Source organism: Bacillus sp. N13C7 (assembly GCF_026790065.1).
Classification (GTDB): domain Bacteria; phylum Bacillota; class Bacilli; order Bacillales; family Bacillaceae; genus Bacillus.
On the sequence record NZ_JALAMO010000007.1, the window covers coordinates 142,701 to 168,026 of the forward strand.

The window sequence follows — 25,326 nt, forward strand, 5'->3', positions numbered from 1 at the left end:
AAGAAAGGGAGGTGATGTCCCGCCTGCATGTTCCGCAAATTCGCAGTAAACGCATCCGCTTTATAAGACAAAAGAAGGAGGACGACAGATGAAATTGACACCGGTTGAACAAGAGAAGTTGCTCATTTTTGCAGCGGGGGAATTAGCCAAACAGCGAAAGGCGCGGGGTGTTCTGCTGAACTATCCTGAAGCTGCCGCTTATATCACCTGTTTTATCATGGAAGGCGCACGTGACGGGAAGGGAGTAGCGGAGCTGATGGAAGCCGGCCGCCATGTCTTAACGGAAAAAGATGTGATGGAGGGTGTGCCTGAGATGCTGGACAGCATTCAGGTGGAGGCCACATTTCCTGACGGAGTGAAGCTTGTCACGGTACATCAGCCAATTTCTGCGGAGGTGAAGTCATGAAGCCGGGAGCATTTCAGATTGCTGAGGGAACGATTACGATTAATGAAGGACGCGAGACACGGGAGATAGGTGTAAAAAACACCGGATCACGCTCCATTCAAGTCGGATCGCATTTTCATTTTGCAGAAGCCAACGGGGCATTATCATTTGACCGCGAGCAGGCGATCGGCATGCGCCTTGATGTTCCATCAGGCACGTCCGTCCGTTTTGAGCCGGGTGAGCAGAAAACGGTGACGCTTGTGGAAATTGGGGGACGAAAAACAATCAGAGGCCTGAACGGAATGGCTGACACATTTATCGATCAACGCGGCAAAGAAAAAACGTTAGCCAACTTACATCAAGCCGGCTGGATGGAGGGTGTCATCCGATGAAAATGTCACGGGAGCAATATGCGGAGCTGTTTGGGCCGACAACGGGCGATAAAATCAGATTGGGCGATACGGATTTATGGATCGAAGTCGAAAAGGATTTCACTGTATATGGAGAAGAAATGATCTTTGGCGGCGGAAAAACGATCCGTGACGGCATGGGCCAAAACGGCAGAATCACAGGGAAAGACGGCGCTTTGGACTTGGTCATCACCAACGTCGTGCTATTGGATTACACAGGCATTGTCAAAGCGGATGTCGGTGTGAAAGACGGCCGCATTGTCGGCGTCGGAAAAAGCGGCAACCCTGATATTATGGACGGGGTCGATCCGCATATGGTCATCGGCGCAGGTACAGAGGTGATTTCTGGTGAAGGCAAGATTTTAACAGCCGGAGGAGTAGACACACACATTCATTTTATTTGCCCTCAGCAGATGGAAGTTGCGCTTTCTTCAGGTGTGACGACACTATTGGGAGGCGGAACAGGACCAGCTACAGGAAGCAAAGCGACAACCTGTACGTCTGGCGCGTGGTATATGGCAAGAATGCTGGAAGCGGCCGAGGAGTTTCCGGTCAATGTCGGCTTCCTAGGAAAAGGGAATGCATCCGATAAAGCGCCGCTGATCGAGCAGGTGGAAGCCGGCGCCATCGGCCTGAAGCTTCATGAAGACTGGGGTACGACGCCAAGCGCGATCAAAACGTGTATGGACGTCGTGGATGAGGCTGATATTCAAGTTGCTATCCATACCGATACGATTAACGAAGCGGGCTTCCTGGAAAACACGCTCGACGCGATCGGGGACCGGGTCATTCATACCTATCACATTGAAGGAGCAGGAGGCGGCCATGCCCCGGATATTATGAAGCTCGCCTCTTACGCGAACATCCTGCCGTCATCTACAACGCCGACCATTCCTTATACCGTTAATACGATGGATGAGCATCTTGACATGATGATGGTCTGTCACCATTTAGATGCGAAAGTGCCTGAAGATGTAGCGTTCAGCCATTCCAGAATCAGGGCTGCGACGATTGCGGCAGAGGACATTCTCCATGATATTGGCGCGATCAGCATGACATCATCGGATTCCCAGGCGATGGGACGGGTCGGTGAAGTAATCATCCGAACGTGGCAGGTAGCTGATAAAATGAAGAAGCAGCGCGGCGCTCTTGCCGGCGAAAACGGAAATGACAATGTGCGCGCAAAACGCTACATTGCCAAATACACGATTAATCCGGCGATTACGCATGGGCTCAGCCATGAAGTCGGTTCGGTGGAAAAAGGGAAGCTCGCTGATCTCGTTCTGTGGGACCCGGTATTTTTCGGCGTAAAACCGGAACTGGTCTTAAAAGGCGGCATGATTGCACGTGCGCAAATGGGAGATCCGAACGCGTCTATCCCGACTCCTGAACCGGTGTTTATGCGCCAAATGTATGCGTCATACGGAAAAGCCAATCGCTCAACCTCCATTACATTTATGTCTCAGGCGAGCATAGAGCGGGGAGTAGCGGAAAGCTTAGGGCTGGAAAAAAGAATTTCTCCCGTCAAAAATATCAGAAAGCTGAGCAAGCTGGATATGAAGTTGAACGCAGCTTTGCCGAAGATTGAAGTTGATCCCAAAACCTATCAGGTCTTTGCTGACGGAGAGGAATTGTCTTGCCAGCCTGTCGATTATGTTCCGCTTGGACAAAGATATTTCTTATTCTGACAAGACGCGGCCGGAGTGCATCCGGCCGTTCTATTGACTCAAAACGGTGCACAAAAACCCTGCATTTAGTGTATATTAGATGTTGACAAACGAATTGAATGTAACTATTATAGTTACAACGGTGGTGAAAAACATGATTAACAGCCGTCTTGCTGTTGCCATTCATATTTTATCCCTCATTTCGATGGATGAAAAAACATCTTCAGAAATAATCGCAGACAGCGTCAACACCAATCCGGTAGTCGTGCGAAGAATGATCAGCCTGCTGAAAAAAGCGGATATTCTGACATCACGTGCTGGGGTCCCAGGTGCAAGCCTCAAAAAAGACCCGGCTGATATTACTCTTTTAGAGGTATATCGGGCTGTCCAAAAGCAAGAAGAGCTCTTTGCAGTTCATGAAAACCCGAACCCGAAATGTCCGGTAGGGAAAAAAATTCAGAACGCACTGGATGAAACGTTTGAAAGTGTGCAAAAAGCGATGGAGAATGAACTGGCAAGCAAGTCATTAAAAGATGTTATGAATCATCTCTTTTAATCAAAAGGGATGACTTCTCACCGCCAACATGTAACTAAAATTGTTACAAATAAGGAGGAAATGAAAAATGAAAATTGGAATCATCGGTGCAAGCGGAAAAGCAGGAAACCAGATTTTAAAAGAAGCAAAAACAAGAGGCCATGAAGTGACAGCCATCGTCCGAAACGCTTCAAAAGTGCAGGAACAGGACGTAGCGATTTTGGAGAAAGATGTGTTTGAACTGACTGCGGAAGACATCAAGCCTTTCGATGCGGTGGTCAACGCATTTGGAGCAGCACCTGGCCAGGAACATCTTCATGTTGAGGCAGGCAGAGCGCTCATTAGCATCTTAAAGGACGCAAAAAACACCAGATTGCTTGTCGTCGGCGGAGCGGGAAGCCTGTTTGTAGATGAAGCCAAAACAACCCGTTTAATGGATACGCCGGAATTCCCGAAAGAGTATCTGCCAACTGCATCAAATCAAGGAGAGAACCTGAAAGATTTGCAGCAGACAGACTCCATTTCCTGGACGTTCCTAAGCCCTGCGGCATTTTTTGACCCGGCAGGTAAACGGACGGGTTCTTACCAAAAAGGAAAAGACAATGTCATCGTAAACGCTAAAGGTGACAGCTATATCAGCTATGCAGATTATGCCATTGCCGTATTGGATGAGCTAGAACATCCTGCACACCAAAATGAACGCTTCACAGTTGTAAGCGAAGCGGAATAATAAAAAACCCGGAGTCCGCTCCGGGTTTTTCTGATTAATAAGTGCTGTAGGTATCATAATCGCTGAAGATACCGTCAGCAATCCCAAGCATTAAAAAGATGAAGAAGGCGATAATCGCTAGAATGGATACAGCAATGCTTACGATTAAATAAATTCCTTGCATCTTCACAAACTTCGCGTAATTCTCCAGCATTAAGTCCTCAGACTGTCCGCTATGTTGTTCAGCCATTTGGCCCGCTTCTTTGGCTGACCGCATCAAAAAGATTCCGGAAATAATTTGAAGTACGCCCGGCACGGCACCGATCAGAAAAAAGAACGCGCCTGATAGCGCGGTAATTGCGCCCATAATAATAAATAAAATGCCTGTTGCTTTTCCCCATTTTGAAATGCTGATGAGGGTTTTGTTCATTGTTTCAGGATTCATATACACTGGCTCCCCTTTACAAAAAAATACTCACTTTTCTTTTATACACTATTTGTGAGAAGTTTTGTATATAGAATATTATATTTTAGGGATTGACCTTGACGCTGCGTGATTGTTTACGATGAAAAAGAGGAGGCGGCATTGATGAAATACCAAGTCAAACAAGTGGCGGACATAGCTGGTGTCAGTATTCGGACGCTTCATCACTATGACCATATTCAGCTCCTGATTCCATCAGCGCTTACTGATGCAGGGTATCGTTTATACAGTGATGCAGACCTAGAAAGGCTGCAGCAGATTTTATTTTTCAAGGAAATTGGCTTTCGTTTGGAGGATATTAAAGAGATGCTTGATCATCCGGACTTTGACCGGAAAGCGGCACTTCGGTCGCAAAAGGATATATTGATGAAGAAAAAACAAAGAATGGAAGAGATGATTCAAACGATTGACAGGACGCTTCAGTCCATCGAGGGAGGAGAACGTATGAATAAGCGGGATTTATTTGCGGGATTCAGCATGAAAGACATTGAGGAGCACCAGCAGACATATGCTGATGAAGTCAGAAAGCTGTATGGAAGGGAAATTGCAGAAGAAACAGAGAAAAGGACATCTGCATATACGTCGGACGATTGGCGCGTGATCATGGCTGAATTTGATTCGATATACAGACGAATTGCGGCACGAATGATACACGGCCCTGGTGATGCAGAGGTTCAGTCCGTTGTGGGGGCGTACCGTGATCATATTTGCCAATATCATTACGATTGCACACTCGACATTTTCAGAGGGCTTGGAGAAGTGTATATCACTGACGAACGATTTACAAATTCAATCAATCAATATGGAGAAGGCCTTGCCGCTTTTTTGCGGGAGGCGATTATCATTTACTGTGACCAACAGGAAAAACCCCGGCTGTAAAGGCCGGGGTTTTGGCACATCTTATAAAATCGGCGACAACAGCCGCGAGACGGATTCTTTAATTCGAATCCACAAGGAGCGCTGCAGATATTCTTCATAGGTGTATTTTCTGGATACGAGCAAATCTTCTTTAAATGTAGAAACCAGTTTTTTAGCAATGTTGATATCGTAAATAAATGCATTAACCTCAAAATTCAGCCTGAAGCTTCGAACATCAATATTCGCTGTGCCGACTGATGCAATTTCGTCATCCACTACGATAGTTTTCGCGTGAATAAAGCCGTTATCATAGATATAGACAGTGGCTCCGGCTTTTAACAGCTCGCCGATGTACGAAAGTGTCGCCCAGTATACAAAGGCATGATCAGGCTTGTTCGGGATCATAATATTGACGTCAATGCCTGACAGGCACGCGATCCTTAAAGCATCCAGCAGGCTTGCGTCGGGGATAAAATAAGGCGTTTGAATCAATATGGAACGTTTGGCATTCGAAATCATTTTAATGTAGCCATTTTTAATTTGTTCCCATTCGGAATCCGGGCCGCTTGTGACAATTTGCATCCCGACGTTGCCTTTCGGGCCGTAATCAGGAAAGTGATTGGGGATATATGTCAGCGTATGGTGATGGGAAGCTTGGTTCCAGTCAAGGATGAAACGTGTCTGGATGGCATGCACGGCCGTTCCCTGCAGCCGGATATGCGTATCACGCCAATAACCGAATTTCGGATTAAGCCCGAGATACTCATCTCCGACGTTAAAACCTCCGACATAGCCGGTCATTCCGTCTATGATGACAAGCTTTCGATGGTTCCGGTAATTCAGCCGCAAGTTTATCGGCCTGAGCTTTGAAGGGAAGAAGACTTCCACATGCCCGCCGGCCTCGCGGAGCTCTTTAAAAAACTTTTTTCGCAGCGTTCTGGACCCGAGTTCATCATAAAGCACCCTGACCTGAACACCTTCTTTCGCTTTTTCGATCAGAGCGTCCCGTAATTTTTTGCCTAATTCATCACCTTTATAAATATAATATTGTAAGTGGATATGATCCTTAGCCTTTGAAATGTCGTTCAGCAGCCGCTGAAACTTATCCCGTCCATCTGTAATGACGTCAACTGAATTATCCTCAGTGAACACAGCATGATTATTCATAATAAGCATATAAATTAAATCTTTGTTATCAAAGGTTGCCCGGTTGTTGAACTGAAACTGCTTGGTTTCTAAATCTTCAAGCTGATGCTTCAGCAGTCTTTCAATTCCAATCTTTTTTCGATCCTCCCATTGAAACAAATGCTTGCGCCTGAGATTATGGCCGAATAATAAGTATAAAATAAAGCCTAAAACGGGAATAAAGAAAAGAACAAGCAGCCACGCCCAAGATGCGCTGGCATCGCGCCGTTCTTTGAAAATGACAATGATGGCCAAAAGAATATTCAAAATGAAAAAAAGTGATAAAAGGATGGAAGAAATACTCACTTTGTAACCCCGCTCATTCATATTTATCAAGAAGATTGCCATTAGTATTCCATGAATAACAGCGATCTGATTCCCATTACAAATTATAACACTCACATTTTAAAAGAATAAAGTGCAGCGATCCAGATTCTTCGTGAAAAATACGGGCAGATTTCTTTAAAACCAGCGTTCACCTGCGTTAAAATAAACACATATGATAACGTTCGTGAAGACTGCAACATCAAATAAAGGGGGAGGATACCTTGAACTTTTACAGAGTTGAACAAATGCCGGGGTTCATTAAAACAGAAATGCAAAAAATTCAAAAGGCCGTACAGCCTTTCATGAAGAAAACCGTCATGTACCGTTTTCTTGCTTTTCCGCTAGCTGCATTCTCTCTCTTTAATTTGGCTGCTTTTTTATTTCACGCTTCTGCTGACAGGGAGTCCCTGATCAGCGCAGGCATATTTGCACTTCTTGCGGCGCTCGGGCTGGCATTTTTCAAAGAAGCAGGCTATCAGCATAAACAAATCCAAAAAACGGTTCACATCTATATGCTGAACAGGATCAAAAAGAGCGAAATCCTTTCAGAAGAGCGGAAAGACTCCTATACGCGCCAGATCAAAGAAGAACCGTTTGCGATGCGTAGTTTTGTGGAATTTTTGACTGAGGAAGACAGGCGCAAGAAAATGCAGTTTTAAAAGAGCTGAACACTAGAACTGCACCCTGACTGCTGGACAGATCAGGGTGCAGTTTTTTATGGCCATTTCTTCTGTAGTTCTGCAAAGTGCAGAGCGCATTCACAAAGAGGTATCTATATAAACTATATAGAATCCCATCTCAGCGGTGTTCCTGCTGAAATATGTTTCTTGGCTGTTCTGCCAATAATGACATCATAAAATTTTGGTTCCAAACCGTAACCGGGCCGTACGACCTTAATATTTTCTTTTGTGAAAGGCTCGCCGGCTTTTATATCTTTATTTACATAAATCGAACGACGGAATTTGAGCGAAGCTTTTTCCTCGTCAGTGGGTCCATACGTAATCTGTCCTAATGCTTGCCACGCCTTTTCAGTTTCAACGACAAGATGCCTTAGTTCGGATGGTTCCAGTGAAAAGGCGGAATCTACGCCGCCGTCAGCTCTTGATAAAGTAAAATGTTTTTCAATCACAGTTGCACCTAGGGCGACACTAGCGACAGCCACCCCTGTTCCCATGGTGTGATCCGATAAGCCGACTTGGCAGTTAAATAAGTTTTTCATATGAGGAATCGTGGCAATATTGGTGTTTTCCGGTGATGCCGGGTAGGTACTGGTGCATTTTAGAAGTATTACCTCTTTGCAGCCGGCGTCTTTGGCGGCCCTTATTGATTCATCAATTTCTGCTACTGTAGCCATCCCAGTGGAAATGATAATAGGCTTACCAGTAGCAGCGACCTTTTTGATAAGAGGGATATCAGTATTTTCAAATGAAGCGATTTTATATATAGGAACACCCAAGTCCTCCAGAAAGTCGACAGATGATTCATCAAATGGCGTACTCAAAGGGATCATTCCAAGTTCCCGGCATTTATTGAAGATTGGCTTATGCCATTCCCATGGAGTGTACGCTTGTTGGTATAATGTATAGAGCGTTCTGCCGGACCAGAGACTATTCTTATCCTCAATTTTAAAATCTTTCGTATTCATATTTAATGTCATTGTGTCAGCGGTATATGTTTGTATTTTCAAAGCGTGTGCACCTGCTTTAGCCGCTTCTTCTATAATATGAAAAGCACGCTCTAATGATTGATTATGGTTTCCAGACATTTCAGCAATAATAAACGGAGGATGATGCGGCCCAATTTTTCTTCCTTCTATATTGATTTCGTTCATTTTTGCACCTCTTTTTATTTACAGGAATACCGGCCATAAAAGCCAAAGGGCATAAAACACAATTCAAATCATGTTATTAAAATGTGTATCAATGTCTTTACCGTCTATTCCTCTAGCAGCTAATTTCTTCATCACTTTCGGCTTTTCCGCTTCCCATTCTTCCTTTAAAAGACCGTATCGGATCACATCAAGATAGTTGCTATTCCTTGCGATATGGTTTCGAAAGTGACCTTCTTTCCTAAAACCGAATGATTGGTGATAGGACAGACTTTTTTCGTTATTCGACAGGACTTCTCCGTATACTTTCTCAATCTCCAGCTGTTGAAACGCCCATTCTAATGCTAAAAACCCCATGACAGAACCGGACCCTTTTGGACTCTGGGCCTCTCCGATATAAAAACCCCAATAGCAATGGTGATTCTTATGGTCAACATCTTTAAAACTTACAAAGCCGATGTCAGTATGATCAATTGTAAAGATAAAATAATGTTCTGTTTTCGAGGAATTCACTTTCTTGAACCAATGATGATGCTGTTTTTCAGTAATGATTTGATCGTTATACATTGATTGTCTGATTCTATCATCGTTCCGCCAACGGAGGACTGTGTCTAAGTCTTTTTCTTTTAATGTCCTAAGGGAATATTTGAACATAGACTTATCCCTTCCTTACGTTAAAATTTCAAATAAGAGATTTTGGCGATTATCAATATTTCCTTCTAGCAGCATGCGGGCTTTTTGTGACATTTGTATTAATAACAAGGGATTATTTATCATTTCGTTAATAGAAGAGACGATATCTGATTCCTTGACGGATTCTTTAGGCCCCAGATATTGAATGGCGCCTAATTGATCAAGCGTTTCAGCAATCAGTTCTTGATTTTCAGCAACGGTGATTACGATGGCTGGAAGGCCGAGATAACAGCGTTCCCAAGCGGAAGTTCCGCCTGCACCTATTGCGAGATCGGCATTGTACATCAATTCTGCAATATGATTTACTTGGCAATGAAAGCTGCAAAAGTCATGTTTTTTGCAAATGGATTCAATGTCATTCTTATGGGTATTGGTATTTCCAATTACGATATCCAGCTCAATATCATGGAGGTTAAGCTGCTTAAAGGCGTGAATAACCTTTTTCGTTTCATTAGTGGGATCAGTGCCTCCAAAAAAGACAAAAATCTTTTTTATACTGCCGTCACGGTTTTTGTTATTGGGCTGAAATGAATAAAATTCATCCCGCAATAAGACGTATTCAGGCCCTAAAAATTGTTTGCAGCTTTTGGGAACCAGGTTGGCATAACGCTCTTTATAATGAGGATAAAGATTCTGGTCTAATAAAATATCGCAATGATGTAAACGATCAGCAAGGTCATCAATCACCATTATTTTTTTCACATATTTTTTTACCTCCAGCTCCCAATTGATATCAATTGCGTAGTGATCAATGATAAGGAGGGAGATTTCCTTGTTCATGTCTTGAATTGCACGGCTGGTTTCAGCTGAGTCAACATGCCAAGGGACACCGAGCCAATCAGAATGGAGAGTTGATTTAGGGATCAAAACATTCTTTTGAGGTGCTGGGAGCATAATGAGATCAAACTGCTGCTCGCGAATCACCTCAGCTAGATGGCCTTGTAAGCTTCGGCAAACAAATGTAATGTTAGCTCCCTTTTTGCGCAATGCATTAGCAAGCGTAAGGCACCTCATGACATGACCTGTGCCTATTTCAATTGAAGCATCTGTTCTGAAAAGTATGTTCATAACAGCACCTCATCATCATTTGTACTAGTCATTGTTGTCATTTACTATTTCTTTTTGTTCTATTCGGGCGTTGAGTAAAGACCAATCCGGAAACGCGTTCAATAACGCTAATGTATCCTCCAAGCTAAAGTCAGGATTCGTTGGATATAGTTTTTCTATGATTTTTTTGATTAACAAAAAGTCCTCAGGTGTGTCCACAGTCCACCTATGCTGATTCTGATTTTCGTTATAGGTGATATTAGCCAACTTGAACCGACCGGGATTTAGGAAAATGAAGGGTGTTACGTGTTCCCGTTCATGTTCAAGACTGGACTCGGCATAAGCCTTTTCTAATGCTGAAACTGAAAAAACCTCTATATCCATTCCGCGGGGATACGTTCTATTTAGAGTGTTAGACACATAATCATATTGGCCGTTTGAATCTAGATAAAATTTGACTACTTTGTCGATGACACGATGATCGATAATAGGGCAGTCAGAGGTTAAGCGGACAATCGTTTCCGCTTTGTTGATTTTTGCAGCCTCGTAATATCTTGATAAAACATCATTTTCTGAACCACAATAATAAGTAAGAGACAATCTCTTACTTAACTGGACAATTGGTTTATCATTCTCATTTGTCGTTGTGGCGATCACAATATCATCAATAAGCGCCGCTCTTTTTATTCTTTCAATTTGATATTCCAGCAGAGGTTTATTCAAAACTTTTTTTAATACTTTCCCTGGCAATCTGCTGGACCCCATCCGTGCTTGGATTATAGCCGTTACTTTCAACTCATGACCTCCTACGAATAATAATCCACTACTTTTTTTAATGCTTTGATCACGTCGTCTGCATCTTTTTCGTTCATTGATTGAAACAGAGGTAAGGTGATGATTCCTTTATATAGATTTTCTGCACTTGGACATAGGCCCGCTGGATATCCTAAACGTTGATAGTAAGGGTGTAAATAAACGGGTATATAGTGAACGTTAACTCCTATATTTTCTTTTTGCATAGCGTTGAAAATATCATCGCGGTTTCCTTTTAGCTGATCCAGCTTTAATTGAATAATATAAAGGTGCCAGCTTGAAGTTGAGGCTGCATCTTGTATTGGTAGCTGAATGTGGGAGAGGGTTTTTAACTTTTCGTTATAAATCTCGGCAAGGTGATGCCGTTTTTTAATAAAATCATCTAACTTTTGCAATTGGCTGATCCCTAATGAAGCTTGGATATCTGTCATCCGGTAATTGAAACCAAGGAAGTGCATTTCATAGTACCACGAGCCATGGTTTTGAGTTAACTTTTTAGGATCACGGGTTATTCCGTGACTGCGGAATTGAAGCAGCTTCTCATAATATGTTCTATTATTCGTCGTTATCATTCCGCCTTCGCCTGTTGTAATATGTTTTACAGGATGGAAACTAAACATTGTCATATCACTGATTGAACCGACTTTTTTCCCTTTATATGAAGCGCCTAATGCATGTGCAGCATCTTCGATGACGATTAAGTTATTGTCTTTTGCGATTTTTTGAATCTGATCGTGATTCACTGGCTGTCCCGTGAAGTCTACTGGTATAATGGCCTTTGTTTTTGGAGTGATCAGCTTTTCGATAGAATCAGGATTAATATTGTATGTGAGCGGGTCAATATCTGCGAAAACCGGTTTGGCGCCCATGTACAAAATACAATTGGCACTTGCCGCAAATGTGACGGGTGTAGTAATGACTTCGTCTCCCTGTGAGATACCAGCAGCAAAGCAAGCCGCATGCAACGCAGCTGTTCCGCTGGAAAATGCAACTGCATAGCTGCTGCCAGCATATTCAGCGACTTTTTCTTCGAATAACGCAATTGTTGGTCCTGTCGTCAAATAGTCTCCTCTTAAAATATCGACTACGGATTGTATATCTTCTTCATCCAGCGATTGTCTGCCGTAAGGAAGATAAGAATCTCTGACGGGTTTACCGCCTGAAATGGCCAATTTATTCTCACTTGTCATGTTCAATTCTCCTATTAAATAAGATTCGTGCCCTTAATCCATTCTTCTGTTTTTCTTATTCCTTCCTCCAAACTGACCTGCGGGCTCCAATTGAGGATTTTCTTTGCTTTTTCGTAGTTGCACAGCAATTTTGGAATTTCACTTTGAGGATGTATATGCTCTACATGGTGAATGTTTTGTTTATCGCCTGCGATTAATTCTGCCAAATCATTAATAGAGATATCTCTTCCAAGGCCTGCGTTTATAATTTCACCATTTGCTTTTTTGGAATAACCCGCCTGCACGACGAAATTAGCGCAATCCTCTACATATAAAAGATCACGGGTTTGAGTGCCATCACCATATATATGCAGCTTTTTACCGTCCAATTTATTTTTTATAAAAATAGCGACCACTCCGCCTTCACCGCCTGTTTTCTGGAAAGGCCCATACGTATTGAACGGACGGATAACCACCGCTGGTAGACCATACGCATGATAATAGGAGAGCACCATGTTTTCAGCTGCGATCTTTGCGCCTGCATAAGGGGAAGCGGGTTTAATAGGATCTGTTTCTTTAATGCCTTCAGCAAATGCAGCTCTGTCGTACACCATGCAGGTACTCATGAAAACAACTTTCACATTATGCTTTTTGCATAATTCTAAAATGTTAAAAGTGCCGAGTGTGTCGTTTTCAAATGTGGTTTTCGGATCGTCAATGCTGTCTTGTACGTTTATGCTTGCGCCCAAATGATAGCAAATGTCAAATTGCTTCAGGAAAAGATCTTCTAATGTTTTTTGATCCTTTATATCTCCTTTAATAAACTCAATAAAACCTGGGGCGTTTTTCAATTCTTCTAGGTTTTCTAAACGGCCGTTCGATAAATCATCCAGCACCCATACTTGATGACCGTCTTCTAATAACTTTTTCACAACCCATCTCCCGATAAAACCTGCTCCACCGGTAACGAGAATATTCATGACCATCTTCCTTCCCAGATTAAATTAGTTTTTGCGATTTTAATAATGTAAGGACTTCTCCTTTTGAAATTTGCTCTTGATCATTTGAACTATAGGTTCCTTCAGCTGCTTTTTTTGCTTGAGCATAGTGATTTCTATTCCCATATGTTGAAGGGATCACAAACATTTCAGCCAGATCAAAAGCCATTGTCGATTCATCATACGTCATAAGTTCTTCATACATTTTTTCTCCGGGGCGCAGCCCGATCTCTTGTATTTCAATGTCATCAACATTCAAATTGTGTTTTTTGCATGTTTCTTCAACAACAACTGTCACTAAGTCGCGCAGTGAGATAACCGGCATCTTTAATATAAAAATTTCTCCGCCTTGAGATTCTTTAAGCGCACTAATTAATAATGATGTTGCCTGATCCAGGGTCATCATAAAGCGATTCATGTTTAAATCCGTAACAGTCACTTTTTTTTGGGTTAAGATTTGTTCTGTAAACAATGGAACCACGGAACCTCTTGACCCAATTACATTTCCAAACCGAACACAAGAAAAAACCGTCTCGGCTTTTCCTTTGCTGTATTCTGCTGCGGAAATTAATCTTTCAGCTGTGAGTTTTGTTGCTCCATATGCATTCGTTGGAGATATTGCCTTATCTGAACTTGTGAAAACGACCTTTTTCACGTTTTGAGCAACTGCTGCTTTAATGACATTATTGGTTCCTATAATATTTGTTAGGACCGCTTCATACGGATTGTATTCGCAAGCGGGAACATGCTTCATGGCAGCTGTGTGGAAGACGTAGTCAATGCTGTCCATTGCATTTAACACCCGGTCATAATCTCGCACATCGCCTATTAAAAATCGAATATCCTTTCTGGGTCCGATTTCGTTTTCTAGCATAAATTGTTTATATTCATCCCTGCTGAATATTCGAACAACCTTTGGCTGGTCTTTAAGAATTTGTTTTAGAAGGCTTTTTCCAATCGTGCCTGTTCCGCCAATTATGAGTATTTTTTTATCTTTGAAAAACACAAGTATACCCACTTCCTTTTTTCTTGAATTGATAAAACAATGTCGGTTATTGGAGTATATGCTTGTAAGAAAACTCTGTGTTTGCTCTAGCCTATCTGATTCACCTATAATTTTGTCCATTCATAGAAATAGAAATGGAATAGCCCGGCTGTAACTGTAGATCCTGTGGGGCGGGGGAGAGTGAATAATGCAGAAAAACATAATAAAAAGGCATGAGTCCGGTCAATACCTAACTCATGCCTCTGCTATCTCTGTCTATCTTTTTGATTTATTCAAACACCGGGTCATCCTCATAATAATAGGAATCCGGATCTTCATACGTATTGGTGTTTTCATAGGCGGCTATGCCGACAATCACCAGCAAGAAAATGGCCAAAATGATGCCGATCACGCCCATGGCGATACTGGATGCTGCGTAAAACAGCTGCATTTTAATAAACGTTCCATAATTCTCAAGCATGCTTTCGCCAGCGGTGCCGGTAAGATTTCCGTCAGCTTCCGCGGCTGCTTTTGCTGAACGCGTCAAAAAGACGCCTGAAATAATAAGCAGTACGCCCGGGATGGCGCCGATCACTGTCACCAGAGTGGACAAAGTGACCAGCGATCCCATAATGATCAGCAAAATGCCCGACACTTTGCCCCACTTGGCGATGTCTGATAGCGACTTGACAGCGGAAGCGCTCAGCTGGCGGCTCTCGTTTTCCGCAGGCACAATTTCCTGTTCCGCGGGACTGCTTTCTTCATTATGATGTTCAATTTCGTTTTCGTCTTTATCCAAACTAATCATGACAGCTCTCTCCCTAAAATTTTTAAATCGTATCTTTTGCCGTCCATTTCGGCGATGCCGGGGAAGAGTCCCCATTCTGCAAACCCGTGCTTTTCAAACAGCTTCAGGCTTGGTTTATTATGCCCAAAAATGAAGGCCATAAGTGAGCGGATGCCAAGACCCGGCGCAATGCGGAGCGCTTCCTGAAGCAAATACGATCCGACGCCTTTGCCGCGGCATGCTTCGTCAATGTATATGCTGACCTCCGCTGTTTTATTATAGGCGGGCCTTCCGTAAAAGGTTTCAAAGCTGATCCAGGCAGCGACGTTCCCGCTTTCGTCCTCGGCCACATAAAGCGGACGCGCCTCGGTATGCCCCAAAAACCACTCCATCCGGTCTTCAGGTGTTACCGGTTCAGTATCGGCTGTTACCATTCGAGAAGCAATCGTTGAATTATAAATCGCAACAACAGCCTCCAGATCTTTATGTTCAGCAAGACGCAATGTCATGTTCATATCTATTTGGCACTCCTCTCAAAAAAAATGACATATTTTCGTATTAGTCTGCGCAAACTACATCTAAAAAAAGTTTTTTTGTATAGGTGTATATATTTTCAGAAAAGTGTTCAGAATGTTGCTGAGGTGATGAAACAATGAGAGAGGAAGAAAAGAAAACTTCTCAAGTCAAAAAACTTCAGCAGTTTTTTCGTAAACGCTGGGTGTTCCCTGCAATTTACTTAGTCAGTGCGGCCGTCATTTTAACAGCTGTCCTTTGGTATCAATCTGTATCAAATGATGAGGTAAAGGATCAGTTGGCTGATAACGGCGGAAACTCCGCATATGACAACAACGACGATGCAGTTGAAGTAGGAAAGTCAATGGAAAATGTCGCAATGCCGGTTGTTGATTCTGAAAACGTTTCTGTTGTGAAAAAGTTCTATGAAACCGATGCCGCTAAAGAAGAGAAAGAAGCAGCACTCGTTACCTATAATAACACGTACAGCCTAAGCAAAGGAATTGACTTAGCTGAGAAAGACGGAAAAGATTTCGATGTTTCTGCTTCTCTGAGCGGTACGGTTGTCAAAGCTGAAAAAGATCCAGTGCTGGGATATGTTGTGGAAGTTGAACATGCCGATGGTTTATCAACTGTGTATCAATCTCTTTCTGAGGTAAGTGTCGAGCAAGGTGACAAGGTAAAACAAAACCAAGTGATCGGAAAGTCTGGCAAGAACCTTTACAGTGAAGACAGCGGAAACCACGTGCATTTTGAAATCCGTAAAGACGGAGTCGCGATGAACCCGCTGAACTTTATGGACAAACCGGTTTCTTCTATTGAAAAAGCAGCAGCTGCTGAAGAAAAAGCTGCCACTGAAGAAACAGAAGAATCCATTCAGCAATCTTCCGAGAAAAAGGATGGATCAACTGAAAAAGGAACTGAAGAAAAATCCGGTGAGAAATCGGATGACTCAACTGACAAATCTGGTTCTAAAGAAAGCAGCACAACAGAAGACACTGAACAGTCTTAATGAAGAAAAACGTCTATCCGTGTGATAGGCGTTTTTTTTCTGTTACGTTTTGCTTTGTTTGGCCGTCTATGTAATTACACAATAACACGTACGTTATAAAGGAGGTTATGGCATGAACCGCCTACTGCTCGCAGGCTGGATCTTTTTTATTCTGCTTTCTGTCTGTACGGAAAGCTTCAGCGGCATGGTCGTATCGCAAACAGTGGCTTTTCATTTTGAGCCGAACCCTGATCTGTCTCAATTTGCCGTTATGGATTTGGCAGAGCTGGCTGTACCAGAAGCGTTTATTCAAAAAATCGGGCATGCGTTCTCCTTCTTCGTGCTGACATATTTGCTGTGGAAACAGCTGGGCAGCATAAGAGCAGCGGCAGCCGCCTCGTTCGCATTTGCTTTTTTCACAGAAGTTCTGCAGCTCTTCTTCAGCAGGAACGGCTGTATTCGGGATGTGCTCATCGATACTGTTGGAATTCTATTGTTTTACGGTTTATTGGTGTCGGCGAAGCGGAGAAAACATGAGATGTATGAAAAATATAAAAGCCGGCTCTTGGAATAAGACGCCGGCTTTTGTATTCTTAGAAATTTTGATCGGTTGGTTTTTTCGTCAGTTTATTGATGATGGCTTCATAGATTCTTACAATCAAATCGACGAATGGGCGAAGCAGATCTGAAAATCTAAAGAAAAGGAACCCGATAATGATCGCGACAACGAGGCTGCCCAATACATCTACCGGATAGTGATGTCCCACCCAAATTCTCGAAAAGCCTGTCAAAAGCCCGAAAATGACAAGGGGCCAGCCGATTTTGCGGTTTCTGAAAAGCATCGCAATAGAAATTGCTAACGCACCTGTTGTATGGTCACTCGGAAATGAAGCATCCGCATCATGCGGTATCAGCGTATGCACGGTGTGCGCAACGAACGGGCGCGGTTCAAAATAAATGTGCGTAATCAAATAATTGATGACAAGACCCGCAATTCCTGTAAGTCCCGCGTAAAGCACATTTTTTCTGCTTTGCGTGTTCCCGAACAGCCAGATTGCCAAGAGGATAAGGGCATACGCGACAATGGCATATTCCGTTATGAAGACCATAATCGAATCGAGAACTGAATTGTGATGAGATAGTCCATTGATTGCTTTAAAGATTTCGTAATTCAAATAATCACCTTTTACATTTTTAATAATAGACTCATTATACTCATAAAAAGTTTCAAATCAAAAAAGAGTTTGCCAGAAAGCGTGGTGCTTGAAGAGAATTCGAATAGGAGGAAGTGTTTATGGGGGCAAAAAAAGAGATCCGGAATTTCGGATCTCTTCAAAATGATTACAGTGCTTCAGGTCCTTCCTCGCCAGTGCGGATGTTGATCGTGTTGCTGATTTCATAGACAAATATTTTACCGTCACCCGGCGATCCCGTTTTCAGAACCCTTTTGGCGGTCTCGGTCACTTGATCAACAGGAACCTTGCTGACCACGATTTCGATTTTTAAACGCTCGTATACATTGCTTTCTATTTTTACCCCTCGATAGAGCTCCGTATGTGCTTTTTGAAGGCCGCAGCCGTGAACATTGGAGAAGGTCAGAGAGGTGACTCCGATTTTTCCGAGTTCCTGCTTCAGCTTTTCGAAATTTGCCGGACGCGTTACAATTTCTACCTTGAACATTTGACCGCTCATAGCGTCACTCCTCACATAGAATCTTGATATGCTTTTTCCCCGTGCATCGTTAAGTCAAGCCCAAGTGATTCTTCTTCTTCGGTGGCGCGAAGGGGAAGGAAGAGGCCTACAATTTTAATAATAACGAAAGTGACAATAAAGACAAAAACATAAGTGGCGGCGATGGCTACGATTTGTTTCCAGATTAAGCTTGCATCACCGTAGAATAATCCATCCGCGCCCGCTGAATTAACAGAGGTTGTCGCGAATAAGCCTGTTGCGATCCCGCCCCATGTGCCGCCTATGCCGTGCAGGCCAAAGGCATCAAGCGCATCGTCATATCCGAATTTCTTTTTAAGTGAGAAAACACCCCAGAAACAAACCGCCCCGCCAATGATGCCGATAATAATAGAAGCAAATGGTGTGACAAATCCGGCAGCCGGCGTAATTGCCACAAGCCCGGCGATCGCGCCAGATACCGCTCCGAGCATCGTCGGTTTTTTGTTAATGATCCATTCAACTAAGATCCAGCCGGCGATCCCGGCAGCCGCCGCAGTGTTTGTGTTGATGAAGGCGTACATGGCCACATCATTTAAGGTCAGGGCGCTGCCGACGTTAAAACCGAACCAGCCGAACCAAATCAAAGCCCCGCCTAAGAATGTGTAAATGAGGTTGTGCGGAGAAGACGCTGTACCGTCTTTCCTTTTGCCAAGCACAATAGCGAGAACAAGACCTGCCACACCGGAGGAAATATGAACAACATTGCCGCCAGCGAAATCAAGCGCGCCAAGCTGGCCGATCCAGCCGCCGCCCCATACCCAGTGCGCAACCGGTGTGTAAACCAAGGAAGCCCATAAAACCGAGAATAAAAGAAAAGCGCCGAATCGCATCCGCTCTGCGAAAGCCCCGGAAATAATCGCTGTTGTCAGAACGGCGAATGTCATTTGGAACATCATAAATAATGAGTGGGGAATCGTATCACTGTAATCTCCCGGATCAAATCCGACCCCTTTCAGACCGGCCCACTCCAGTCCGCCAATAATTGAATTGCCTGGTGCGAAGGCAAGTGTATATCCGAACAGCACCCAAACGATGGAAACGATGGCAATGGAAGAGAAACTGTGCATCGCAGTGCTCAGCACATTTTTGCTTTTTACCATTCCTCCATAAAATAACGCTAATCCCGGGGTCATCAGCCACACGAGTAAAGCGCAAAAGAACATAAAAACTGTATCGCCCATTTGCATGTCTCATTCCTCCGTATCTTTCAGAATAAAAAGCAATTATTATATTTCTTCATTATAGAGAAAAAAGAATGATAAAACATTTTCATGTAAGATTTCCTAACATGGTTTTTTAGGGAATGTTATCGAGGGATGTACAGAACGAAAACGGCATTTTTTACGATACAAGACTTTATATCTATAAAAGAGGCTGTTTATATGAGCAAAAATGGGAATTGACAGCGAGTAGAATGTTTCATGCTGTATTAAGTGTACTAACTCAAATAATACACTGAGGGGGATGCGTGATGAAGAAAGGCAATAGGCTGAGGAGAGCGGTCAGTAAATCGATTCCAGCGACGTTCCGATTGTTTTTAGCCTTTAATTTTTTTGTGTATGGGCTGGCGAAAGTGGTGATTGGCCAGTTTGGCGAGGTGACACCTGAAATTGAGGCGGCTGCCGGGGAGGGATTTGCCGTTGTGTGGACTTTTTTCGGTTATTCCCGTGTCTACGAACTGTTTATAGGTTTTGGTGAGATTCTTGCAGCTGTTTTATTGCTGATTCCGCGAACATCTGCATTAGGGGCCGTTGTTTTTATGCCGATTATTGTGAACATCGTTTTGATTAACTATTGTTTTCATATTGGCGTACAGGATCTCAGCACGATATTAATGGTCATGTGTCTCATCCTGCTCTGGGTGGACCGCCGCAAATTCACGGGCATTTTCAAACATGAGCAGCTAAACGGCAGGCAGGTGATGAAGCGATGACGCCTCTTATGATTGCAGTGCTTGCCGGTCTGTTCATCTGTACCACCTGTTACTATTACATAAAAGAAAAATCATGAGAAAAGCGCTCCTTCTGAGAATTTCACAAGCATCATATAAGAATGTAGGCAGAGTGAAGAGTAAAATATGCAATGTGAGAAACACTAACAGCATCAGGAGGAGACGTATGATGAATACACTCAACATTGATTTTCAAAAAACAGCATTGGTTATCATTGATTTACAGAAGGGAATTGTGCCGATTGATCAAAGCGGACAGGTTGTCCCAAATGCGAAAAAACTCGTAGATGAATTTCGGAAACATAATGGGTTTATCAGCTTTGTGAATGTAGCCTTTCATGACGGAGCGGATGCACTGAAGCCGCAAACGGATGAGCCTGCGCAGGGAGGTTCAGGAGAAATGCCTGCGGACTGGGCCGAATTTGTCCCGGAAATCGGTGTGCGGGATGGAGATTACACTGTGACAAAACGGCAGTGGGGTGCTTTTTTTGGCTCGGATTTAGATTTGCAGCTGAGACGCCGCGGTATTGATACGATTGTGTTATGCGGCATTGCGACGAACATCGGGGTGGAAAGCACAGCACGCGAGGCATTTCAGCTTGGCTATCAGCAGATTTTTATTACAGATGCCATGACCACGTTCAGCGAGGAAGAGCATGAAGCCACACTGCGCTTTATTTTCCCGAGAATCGGTAAATCGCGGACAACGGAAGAATTTCTGGCCCAAGTAAAATGATGATATCGAAAAAAAGCCGTGCTGTTTTTTTAACAGCGGTGGCTTCAGGGGCGATGCTGAATCCGCTGAACTCGTCTATGATTTCCCTTGCGCTCCATAGCATCCAGCATGAGTTTCATCTGTCGTTTGCAACGGTGTCCTGGCTGATTTCCTCGTTTTACCTGGCGAGTGCCGTGGCTCAGCCTGTAACGGGCAAGCTTGGCGATTTGATCGGGCGAAAACGCTTGTTTTTATTCGGGCTCATTCTTGTTGCGGTTTCTGCCATCGGGGCACCGTTTGCGCCAACGTTTATGACATTATTGGCCATGCGGCTGTTTCAATCGGTAGGGAGCAGTGCGATTTATCCGTCAGGAGTCGGGCTGATTCGGAGTCATATTCATGAGCGGCAGGCGTCAGCCTTGGCTGTGCTCTCTATTTTTGCATCTGCCATGACGGCACTTGGGCCGACAGTCGGCGGTTTTTTGATCGTGTGGGGCGGCTGGCCGGCGATCTTTATCGTCAATTTGCCGTTTATTATCCTCAGCTTCTTATTGGGCATCTATATGTTCCCGAAAGATCAGAAAAAAGGCGCAGGGATTAAAGCGATTGTCCGGCAGCTCGATATTCCGGGTATTGTATTATTTGCCGGAGGTATCATTTTCCTTTTATCCTTTCTGCTGTCATTCAGCACGACGCCGCATGCGGTTGAAGGTGTGCTTGGCGTGGTTCTGCTCGGTGCATTTGTTTGGCATGAGCTGAAAACGGATAAGCCGTTCATTGATGTCCGCCTGTTCAGGACGCAGCGAAACCTGTCAGCCGTGTATGTTCAGTTTATTTTACTGAATGTTTTCTTCTATTGTTTATTTTTTGGGCTGCCGAGTTATTTTCAGGATGAAATGCATCTTTCTGTTCAAACGAGTGGCCTGTTTATGCTGTTTATGTCAGGAATGAGCATCGTTGTGTCACCTATAACTGGCAAATGGATCGACCAGTCAGGCGTCGTCAAGCCGATCTTTGCGGGTGCGCTTTTAATGACGGCTGGAGCCGTGCTCTTAACCATCTTTTTTATCAATGCTCAGGTCATCGGGAAAGGCTTAATCCTGTCAATCTTGGGTATAGGCTACGGACTTGGAAATGTCGCGCTGCAGGCAGCGATGCTGAAAACGAGTCCTTCCAACATGGTAGGAACGACGTCGGGGCTGTTTCAAACCTGCCGTTATTTAGGGTCGATTTTGTCTTCGGTGATCCTTGGTTTGCTTTTTGGAAAAGAAATTACAGCAGCACATTTTGATATGATGGGAATCATCATGATCATAGCGGGCGGAGCGAGCTTGGTTATGGCTGTGAGATTTGCTGCATTAATGAAAACTGCATCATAAGAAAAGAGACAGATACTGCGTCTGTCTCTTTTCTTGTTTAAGCTGTTCAAATAGAAACGGGAAAATTGTATATCATAGCCAATGTTATTGTCTGATTTTTCAGTTATATTAAGTGACATCTAATGTCATAAAACATAACGTATGATGGCATATAGACAATATAGAAAGGGGAGCCGGCTATGATATTAAAAGAGAGCCAGCATCAGTCCAACAGACTGAGCAATGAAGATCTGCTGCCTTTGGGACAGGAAAAACGAACGTGGAAAGCAATAAACTTTGCCTCCATTTGGATGGGATGTATTCATAATATCCCGACCTATGCGACGGTGGGCGGACTAATTGCGATCGGCCTTTCGCCTTGGCAGGTGCTGGCGATCATTATTACGGCATCGCTTATCTTGTTTGGCGCTTTGGCTTTAAACGGCCATGCAGGGACAAAATACGGGCTGCCGTTTCCAGTGATCATCAGGGCTTCTTACGGAATATACGGCGCGAATATCCCCGCGCTTCTAAGGGCGTTTACAGCAATCATGTGGCTGGGCATCCAGACCTTTGCGGGCAGCACCGCGCTGAACATTTTGCTTTTGAATATGTGGCCGGGCTGGGGAGAAATTGGCGGCGAGTGGAACATTCTCGGCATTCACTTGTCTGGTTTGCTATCTTTTGTATTCTTTTGGGCCATTCATTTACTCGTATTGCATCACGGCATGGAGTCGATTAAACGTTTTGAGGTGTGGGCAGGGCCTTTAGTGTATCTGGTATTTGGCGGCATGGTATGGTGGGCTGTCGATATCGCCGGAGGATTGGGACCTATTTACTCTCAGCCAGGAAAGTTCCATACATTTTCAGAAACGTTCTGGCCGTTTGCTGCCGGAGTTACCGGCATCATTGGCATCTGGGCGACATTGATCTTGAATATCCCTGATTTCACCCGGTTTGCTGAAACACAAAAAGAGCAAATCAAAGGGCAATTTTACGGTTTGCCGGGAACCTTCGCGCTGTTTGCGTTTGCCAGTATTACAGTGACCTCTGGTTCGCAGGTCGCTTTCGGTGAGCCGATTTGGGATGTGGTCGATATTTTGGCCAGGTTTGATAACCCTTACGTCATTGTATTGTCCGTGATTACGCTCTGTATCGCCACGATCTCTGTAAACGTCGCCGCAAATATTGTATCGCCTGCTTATGATATAGCGAATGCTCTGCCGAAATATATTAATTTCAAACGCGGCAGTTTTATCACTGCGTTGCTCGCTTTATTTACGATTCCGTGGAAGCTGATGGAAAGTGCGACAAGTGTATATGCGTTTCTCGGTTTAATCGGCGGCATGCTTGGTCCTGTGGCAGGCGTGATGATGGCTGATTATTTTATCATTCGCAAACGGGAGCTCTCGGTAGATGACCTCTATTCCGAAACAGGGCGGTATGTGTATTGTAAAGGCTACAATTACCGTGCATTCGCAGCCACGGTTTTGGGTGCGCTGATCTCGCTGATTGGCATGTATGTTCCAGCATTGAAAAGCTTATATGATATTTCCTGGTTTGTTGGTGTGCTGATTTCATTTCTTTTCTATATTGTTCTGATGCGTGTTCACCCGCCGGCATCATCGGCGATTGAATCGGTTGAACCTGCACAGGTCCGCCAGGCTGAGTAAGATGTAGTTCACGCTATATTTTCATTTTTTTGAAACGGTTTACCAAAAATGCATTATAATTGTTTTAGACATTTATTCTAAAACGAAATGGGAATCGAATATGAGAAAATGGTATTTTATTCTTCTGGCAGGTGTGTTGACGTCTGTTATCCTCGCTTTTGTTTTTGACAAGACAAGAGCAAATGAGGAAGAGCAAGGGAACTTCATCTATGTTTCGCCAAATGGCAGTGATCAAAATGATGGAACGAAAGAAAAGCCATTTCGTACACTGGGACATGCTTCAGAGGAGGCTGACGCCGGCACAACTGTCATGATTCGGGGAGGCACGTATCATGAAACCTTTGAGGTAAAGCACAGCGGTACGGACGAAAAGCCTATTACATTCAGAAACTATGAAAATGAAAAAGTCGTGGTCAGCGGAGAATCCGTTGCGGATGCAGATTATGAAACACCGCTTATTCATATTCACGATAAACATAACATCACCATCAGCGGTTTAACGATTCAGGATCTAACTGTTTCATCTGAGGAAGCAACCGCTATGGGGATTTATGTGTCAGGCTCCAGCAGCCATATTGCCATTAAGAACAATCATGTCCGCGACATTAAGACAACAGCAGATGAAGGAAATGCACACGGAATCGCAGTCTATGGGACTGGCAGCATGAAAGACATTCATATTGAGGACAATACGGTTGAGAAACTGACGCTTGGCGCGAGTGAAGCGGTTGTGCTAAACGGAAATATTGACGGCTTCACCATTGCGGGCAATGTGGTCCGTAACAATAACAACATTGGGATCGATCTTATTGGATATGAGGGAACCGCGGATAAAAACGATTACGTGCGAAACGGAGCCGTTGAAAACAATACGGTTTATCAAAACTCGACTTATGGAAATCCTGCTTATGGAGATGATTACTCTGCGGGCGGAATTTATGTCGATGGGGGACACAACATCGAGATTAAGAAAAACAAAGTTTACGATAACGATATTGGGATTGAAGCAACGTCTGAACACAAAGGGAAATATGCAAATGCTATTCAGATAACAGACAACAAAGTGTACAACAATGCTTACACTGGTATTTCAATCGGAGGATACGATAAAAAACGGGGCGGCACCAGTCATTCTCTGATTGCACACAATATTATATACCGGAATGACACAAAGGGGCTGTATGGCGGACAGCTGTTGCTGCAGTATGATACAAGAAATAACACAATTGAAAAGAATATATTGACGGCCAGTGATTCCAGGTTATTCATCGGAAACGACTTTACAGAAAACGAAGGTAATACGGTCAATCATAACGTATACCATAAGGAAGCGGATCAAGACGGCATTTGGATGTGGGAAAAGAATGAATACGATTCGTTTGCATCCTATCGAAAAGCGACAAATAATGATCAGCAATCCATTTATGCAGATCCGATGTATCGTGATGAAGAGTCCTATGACTTTACGTTAGATCCGAATTCTCCTGCGCGGCCGGTCATTCAATAACATAAGC

At 43.7% G+C, this 25,326-nt stretch carries 28 protein-coding genes; 14 read left to right on the plus strand and 14 right to left on the minus strand.

What is annotated here, in order from left to right; all coding sequences use genetic code 11:
- Window positions 1-88: 88 nt before the first annotated feature.
- The 5 genes from ureA to MOB98_RS08940 all read left to right on the plus strand — a co-directional run bounded on the left by ureA (window position 89) and on the right by MOB98_RS08940 (window position 3,727).
- Window positions 89-406 (plus strand): urease subunit gamma, encoded by a 318-nt coding sequence (gene ureA / locus MOB98_RS08920; protein ID WP_003227724.1) that lies wholly within the window; start codon window positions 89-91, stop codon window positions 404-406.
- On the plus strand, window positions 403-777 hold the full coding sequence (gene ureB / locus MOB98_RS08925; protein WP_268360194.1) for an urease subunit beta: 375 nt from the start codon (window positions 403-405) through the stop codon (window positions 775-777). The genes ureA and ureB overlap by 4 nt, the downstream gene beginning before the upstream one ends.
- Window positions 774-2,483, plus strand: a complete 1,710-nt coding sequence (gene ureC / locus MOB98_RS08930) for an urease subunit alpha (RefSeq protein ID WP_268360195.1) — start codon at window positions 774-776, stop codon at window positions 2,481-2,483. Before ureB ends, ureC begins: the two co-directional genes overlap by 4 nt.
- 133 nt (window positions 2,484-2,616) lie before the next feature.
- Window positions 2,617-3,018 (plus strand): Rrf2 family transcriptional regulator, encoded by a 402-nt coding sequence (locus MOB98_RS08935; protein ID WP_268360196.1) that lies wholly within the window; start codon window positions 2,617-2,619, stop codon window positions 3,016-3,018.
- 67 nt (window positions 3,019-3,085) lie between these two features.
- Window positions 3,086-3,727, plus strand: a complete 642-nt coding sequence (locus MOB98_RS08940; protein ID WP_268360197.1) for an NAD(P)-dependent oxidoreductase — start codon at window positions 3,086-3,088, stop codon at window positions 3,725-3,727.
- A gap of 34 nt (window positions 3,728-3,761) precedes the next feature.
- Here MOB98_RS08940 and MOB98_RS08945 read toward each other — a convergent pair whose 3' ends face one another.
- A complete protein-coding gene (locus tag MOB98_RS08945) occupies window positions 3,762-4,151 on the minus strand; it encodes a DUF5362 family protein (RefSeq protein WP_268360198.1) in 390 nt (129 codons plus the stop codon).
- Between the two features lie 144 nt (window positions 4,152-4,295).
- Between MOB98_RS08945 and MOB98_RS08950 the strand changes: the two genes are divergently transcribed.
- Window positions 4,296-5,069 carry a MerR family transcriptional regulator gene (locus MOB98_RS08950; RefSeq protein WP_268360199.1) on the plus strand — a complete coding sequence of 258 codons (774 nt, stop codon included), beginning with the start codon at window positions 4,296-4,298 and terminating at the stop codon, window positions 5,067-5,069.
- Between the two features lie 21 nt (window positions 5,070-5,090).
- Here MOB98_RS08950 and cls read toward each other — a convergent pair whose 3' ends face one another.
- A complete protein-coding gene (cls, locus tag MOB98_RS08955) occupies window positions 5,091-6,539 on the minus strand; it encodes a cardiolipin synthase (RefSeq protein ID WP_268360200.1) in 1,449 nt (482 codons plus the stop codon).
- A gap of 242 nt (window positions 6,540-6,781) precedes the next feature.
- Between cls and MOB98_RS08960 the strand changes: the two genes are divergently transcribed.
- The gene (locus MOB98_RS08960) at window positions 6,782-7,219 is read left to right on the plus strand and encodes a DUF5392 family protein (protein WP_003235711.1); all 438 of its coding nucleotides are present in this window, start codon (window positions 6,782-6,784) and stop codon (window positions 7,217-7,219) included.
- A 122-nt stretch (window positions 7,220-7,341) separates the two neighbouring features.
- Here MOB98_RS08960 and pseI read toward each other — a convergent pair whose 3' ends face one another.
- From pseI to MOB98_RS09005, 9 genes are all read right to left on the minus strand, one after another.
- The gene (gene pseI, locus MOB98_RS08965; protein ID WP_268360201.1) at window positions 7,342-8,391 is read right to left on the minus strand and encodes a pseudaminic acid synthase; all 1,050 of its coding nucleotides are present in this window, start codon (window positions 8,389-8,391) and stop codon (window positions 7,342-7,344) included.
- A 63-nt stretch (window positions 8,392-8,454) separates the two neighbouring features.
- Complete coding sequence (pseH, locus tag MOB98_RS08970; RefSeq protein ID WP_268360202.1) at window positions 8,455-9,042, minus strand: UDP-4-amino-4,6-dideoxy-N-acetyl-beta-L-altrosamine N-acetyltransferase; 588 nt, start codon at window positions 9,040-9,042, stop codon at window positions 8,455-8,457.
- Window positions 9,043-9,057: 15 nt separating this feature from the next.
- The gene (gene pseG, locus MOB98_RS08975) at window positions 9,058-10,149 is read right to left on the minus strand and encodes a UDP-2,4-diacetamido-2,4,6-trideoxy-beta-L-altropyranose hydrolase (RefSeq protein ID WP_268360203.1); all 1,092 of its coding nucleotides are present in this window, start codon (window positions 10,147-10,149) and stop codon (window positions 9,058-9,060) included.
- A 24-nt stretch (window positions 10,150-10,173) separates the two neighbouring features.
- Complete coding sequence (locus MOB98_RS08980; protein ID WP_268360204.1) at window positions 10,174-10,923, minus strand: glycosyltransferase family protein; 750 nt, start codon at window positions 10,921-10,923, stop codon at window positions 10,174-10,176.
- An 11-nt stretch (window positions 10,924-10,934) separates the two neighbouring features.
- Window positions 10,935-12,131, minus strand: a complete 1,197-nt coding sequence (gene pseC / locus MOB98_RS08985) for a UDP-4-amino-4,6-dideoxy-N-acetyl-beta-L-altrosamine transaminase (RefSeq protein WP_268360205.1) — start codon at window positions 12,129-12,131, stop codon at window positions 10,935-10,937.
- A 14-nt stretch (window positions 12,132-12,145) separates the two neighbouring features.
- Complete coding sequence (locus MOB98_RS08990) at window positions 12,146-13,090, minus strand: dTDP-glucose 4,6-dehydratase (RefSeq protein ID WP_268360206.1); 945 nt, start codon at window positions 13,088-13,090, stop codon at window positions 12,146-12,148.
- A 19-nt stretch (window positions 13,091-13,109) separates the two neighbouring features.
- A complete protein-coding gene (locus MOB98_RS08995) occupies window positions 13,110-14,114 on the minus strand; it encodes an SDR family NAD(P)-dependent oxidoreductase (protein WP_268360243.1) in 1,005 nt (334 codons plus the stop codon).
- A gap of 268 nt (window positions 14,115-14,382) precedes the next feature.
- The gene (locus MOB98_RS09000) at window positions 14,383-14,901 is read right to left on the minus strand and encodes a DUF5362 family protein (RefSeq protein ID WP_268360207.1); all 519 of its coding nucleotides are present in this window, start codon (window positions 14,899-14,901) and stop codon (window positions 14,383-14,385) included.
- The gene (locus tag MOB98_RS09005; protein WP_268360244.1) at window positions 14,898-15,389 is read right to left on the minus strand and encodes a GNAT family N-acetyltransferase; all 492 of its coding nucleotides are present in this window, start codon (window positions 15,387-15,389) and stop codon (window positions 14,898-14,900) included. Before MOB98_RS09005 ends, MOB98_RS09000 begins: the two co-directional genes overlap by 4 nt.
- Before the next feature lie 143 nt (window positions 15,390-15,532).
- On the opposite strand from MOB98_RS09005, the gene spoIIQ reads away from it, so the two are divergent.
- Together spoIIQ and MOB98_RS09015 are read left to right on the plus strand one after the other, a co-directional pair.
- Complete coding sequence (gene spoIIQ, locus MOB98_RS09010; RefSeq protein WP_268360208.1) at window positions 15,533-16,405, plus strand: stage II sporulation protein spoIIQ; 873 nt, start codon at window positions 15,533-15,535, stop codon at window positions 16,403-16,405.
- A 112-nt stretch (window positions 16,406-16,517) separates the two neighbouring features.
- Window positions 16,518-16,958, plus strand: a complete 441-nt coding sequence (locus tag MOB98_RS09015) for a VanZ family protein (RefSeq protein ID WP_268360209.1) — start codon at window positions 16,518-16,520, stop codon at window positions 16,956-16,958.
- A gap of 19 nt (window positions 16,959-16,977) precedes the next feature.
- On the opposite strand, the gene bcrC is transcribed toward MOB98_RS09015, so the two are convergent.
- The 3 genes from bcrC to amtB form a co-directional block, all read right to left on the minus strand.
- Window positions 16,978-17,559, minus strand: a complete 582-nt coding sequence (gene bcrC / locus MOB98_RS09020) for an undecaprenyl-diphosphate phosphatase BcrC (protein WP_268360210.1) — start codon at window positions 17,557-17,559, stop codon at window positions 16,978-16,980.
- A gap of 166 nt (window positions 17,560-17,725) precedes the next feature.
- Window positions 17,726-18,076, minus strand: coding sequence for a P-II family nitrogen regulator (locus tag MOB98_RS09025; RefSeq protein ID WP_003221829.1), 351 nt, complete (start codon window positions 18,074-18,076; stop codon window positions 17,726-17,728).
- An 11-nt stretch (window positions 18,077-18,087) separates the two neighbouring features.
- Complete coding sequence (gene amtB, locus MOB98_RS09030; protein WP_268360211.1) at window positions 18,088-19,302, minus strand: ammonium transporter AmtB; 1,215 nt, start codon at window positions 19,300-19,302, stop codon at window positions 18,088-18,090.
- A gap of 281 nt (window positions 19,303-19,583) precedes the next feature.
- On the opposite strand from amtB, the gene MOB98_RS09035 reads away from it, so the two are divergent.
- The 5 genes from MOB98_RS09035 to MOB98_RS09055 all read left to right on the plus strand — a co-directional run bounded on the left by MOB98_RS09035 (window position 19,584) and on the right by MOB98_RS09055 (window position 25,319).
- Window positions 19,584-20,048, plus strand: coding sequence for a hypothetical protein (locus tag MOB98_RS09035; protein WP_268360212.1), 465 nt, complete (start codon window positions 19,584-19,586; stop codon window positions 20,046-20,048).
- A 184-nt stretch (window positions 20,049-20,232) separates the two neighbouring features.
- A complete protein-coding gene (locus MOB98_RS09040; protein ID WP_268360213.1) occupies window positions 20,233-20,802 on the plus strand; it encodes an isochorismatase family protein in 570 nt (189 codons plus the stop codon).
- Window positions 20,802-22,160, plus strand: a complete 1,359-nt coding sequence (locus MOB98_RS09045; protein ID WP_268360245.1) for an MFS transporter — start codon at window positions 20,802-20,804, stop codon at window positions 22,158-22,160. Before MOB98_RS09040 ends, MOB98_RS09045 begins: the two co-directional genes overlap by 1 nt.
- A 179-nt stretch (window positions 22,161-22,339) precedes the next feature.
- The gene (gene pucI / locus MOB98_RS09050) at window positions 22,340-23,812 is read left to right on the plus strand and encodes an allantoin permease (RefSeq protein WP_268360214.1); all 1,473 of its coding nucleotides are present in this window, start codon (window positions 22,340-22,342) and stop codon (window positions 23,810-23,812) included.
- A gap of 100 nt (window positions 23,813-23,912) precedes the next feature.
- Window positions 23,913-25,319 (plus strand): right-handed parallel beta-helix repeat-containing protein, encoded by a 1,407-nt coding sequence (locus MOB98_RS09055; RefSeq protein ID WP_268360215.1) that lies wholly within the window; start codon window positions 23,913-23,915, stop codon window positions 25,317-25,319.
- Window positions 25,320-25,326 lie beyond the last annotated feature (7 nt).

Bases quoted from the DNA above. Each gene is read 5' to 3' on its own strand.
- MOB98_RS09015 (WP_268360209.1), top strand. From the start codon at position 16,518: ATGAACCGCCTACTGCTCGCAGGCTGGATCTTTTTTATTCTGCTTTCT.
- spoIIQ (WP_268360208.1), top strand. From the start codon at position 15,533: ATGAGAGAGGAAGAAAAGAAAACTTCTCAAGTCAAAAAACTTCAGCAG.
- pseG (WP_268360203.1), bottom strand. From the start codon at position 10,149: ATGAACATACTTTTCAGAACAGATGCTTCAATTGAAATAGGCACAGGT.
- pseC (WP_268360205.1), bottom strand. From the start codon at position 12,131: ATGACAAGTGAGAATAAATTGGCCATTTCAGGCGGTAAACCCGTCAGA.
- ureB (WP_268360194.1), top strand. From the start codon at position 403: ATGAAGCCGGGAGCATTTCAGATTGCTGAGGGAACGATTACGATTAAT.
- MOB98_RS09025 (WP_003221829.1), bottom strand. From the start codon at position 18,076: ATGAGCGGTCAAATGTTCAAGGTAGAAATTGTAACGCGTCCGGCAAAT.
- pseI (WP_268360201.1), bottom strand. From the start codon at position 8,391: ATGAACGAAATCAATATAGAAGGAAGAAAAATTGGGCCGCATCATCCT.
- MOB98_RS08950 (WP_268360199.1), top strand. From the start codon at position 4,296: ATGAAATACCAAGTCAAACAAGTGGCGGACATAGCTGGTGTCAGTATT.
- MOB98_RS08990 (WP_268360206.1), bottom strand. From the start codon at position 13,090: ATGAATATTCTCGTTACCGGTGGAGCAGGTTTTATCGGGAGATGGGTT.
- ureA (WP_003227724.1), top strand. From the start codon at position 89: ATGAAATTGACACCGGTTGAACAAGAGAAGTTGCTCATTTTTGCAGCG.
- MOB98_RS08935 (WP_268360196.1), top strand. From the start codon at position 2,617: ATGATTAACAGCCGTCTTGCTGTTGCCATTCATATTTTATCCCTCATT.
- MOB98_RS09045 (WP_268360245.1), top strand. From the start codon at position 20,802: ATGATATCGAAAAAAAGCCGTGCTGTTTTTTTAACAGCGGTGGCTTCA.
- ureC (WP_268360195.1), top strand. From the start codon at position 774: ATGAAAATGTCACGGGAGCAATATGCGGAGCTGTTTGGGCCGACAACG.
- MOB98_RS09005 (WP_268360244.1), bottom strand. From the start codon at position 15,389: ATGACATTGCGTCTTGCTGAACATAAAGATCTGGAGGCTGTTGTTGCG.
- MOB98_RS09055 (WP_268360215.1), top strand. From the start codon at position 23,913: ATGAGAAAATGGTATTTTATTCTTCTGGCAGGTGTGTTGACGTCTGTT.
- MOB98_RS08945 (WP_268360198.1), bottom strand. From the start codon at position 4,151: ATGAATCCTGAAACAATGAACAAAACCCTCATCAGCATTTCAAAATGG.
- MOB98_RS08940 (WP_268360197.1), top strand. From the start codon at position 3,086: ATGAAAATTGGAATCATCGGTGCAAGCGGAAAAGCAGGAAACCAGATT.
- MOB98_RS09040 (WP_268360213.1), top strand. From the start codon at position 20,233: ATGATGAATACACTCAACATTGATTTTCAAAAAACAGCATTGGTTATC.
- pseH (WP_268360202.1), bottom strand. From the start codon at position 9,042: ATGTTCAAATATTCCCTTAGGACATTAAAAGAAAAAGACTTAGACACA.
- MOB98_RS09000 (WP_268360207.1), bottom strand. From the start codon at position 14,901: ATGATTAGTTTGGATAAAGACGAAAACGAAATTGAACATCATAATGAA.
- pucI (WP_268360214.1), top strand. From the start codon at position 22,340: ATGATATTAAAAGAGAGCCAGCATCAGTCCAACAGACTGAGCAATGAA.
- amtB (WP_268360211.1), bottom strand. From the start codon at position 19,302: ATGCAAATGGGCGATACAGTTTTTATGTTCTTTTGCGCTTTACTCGTG.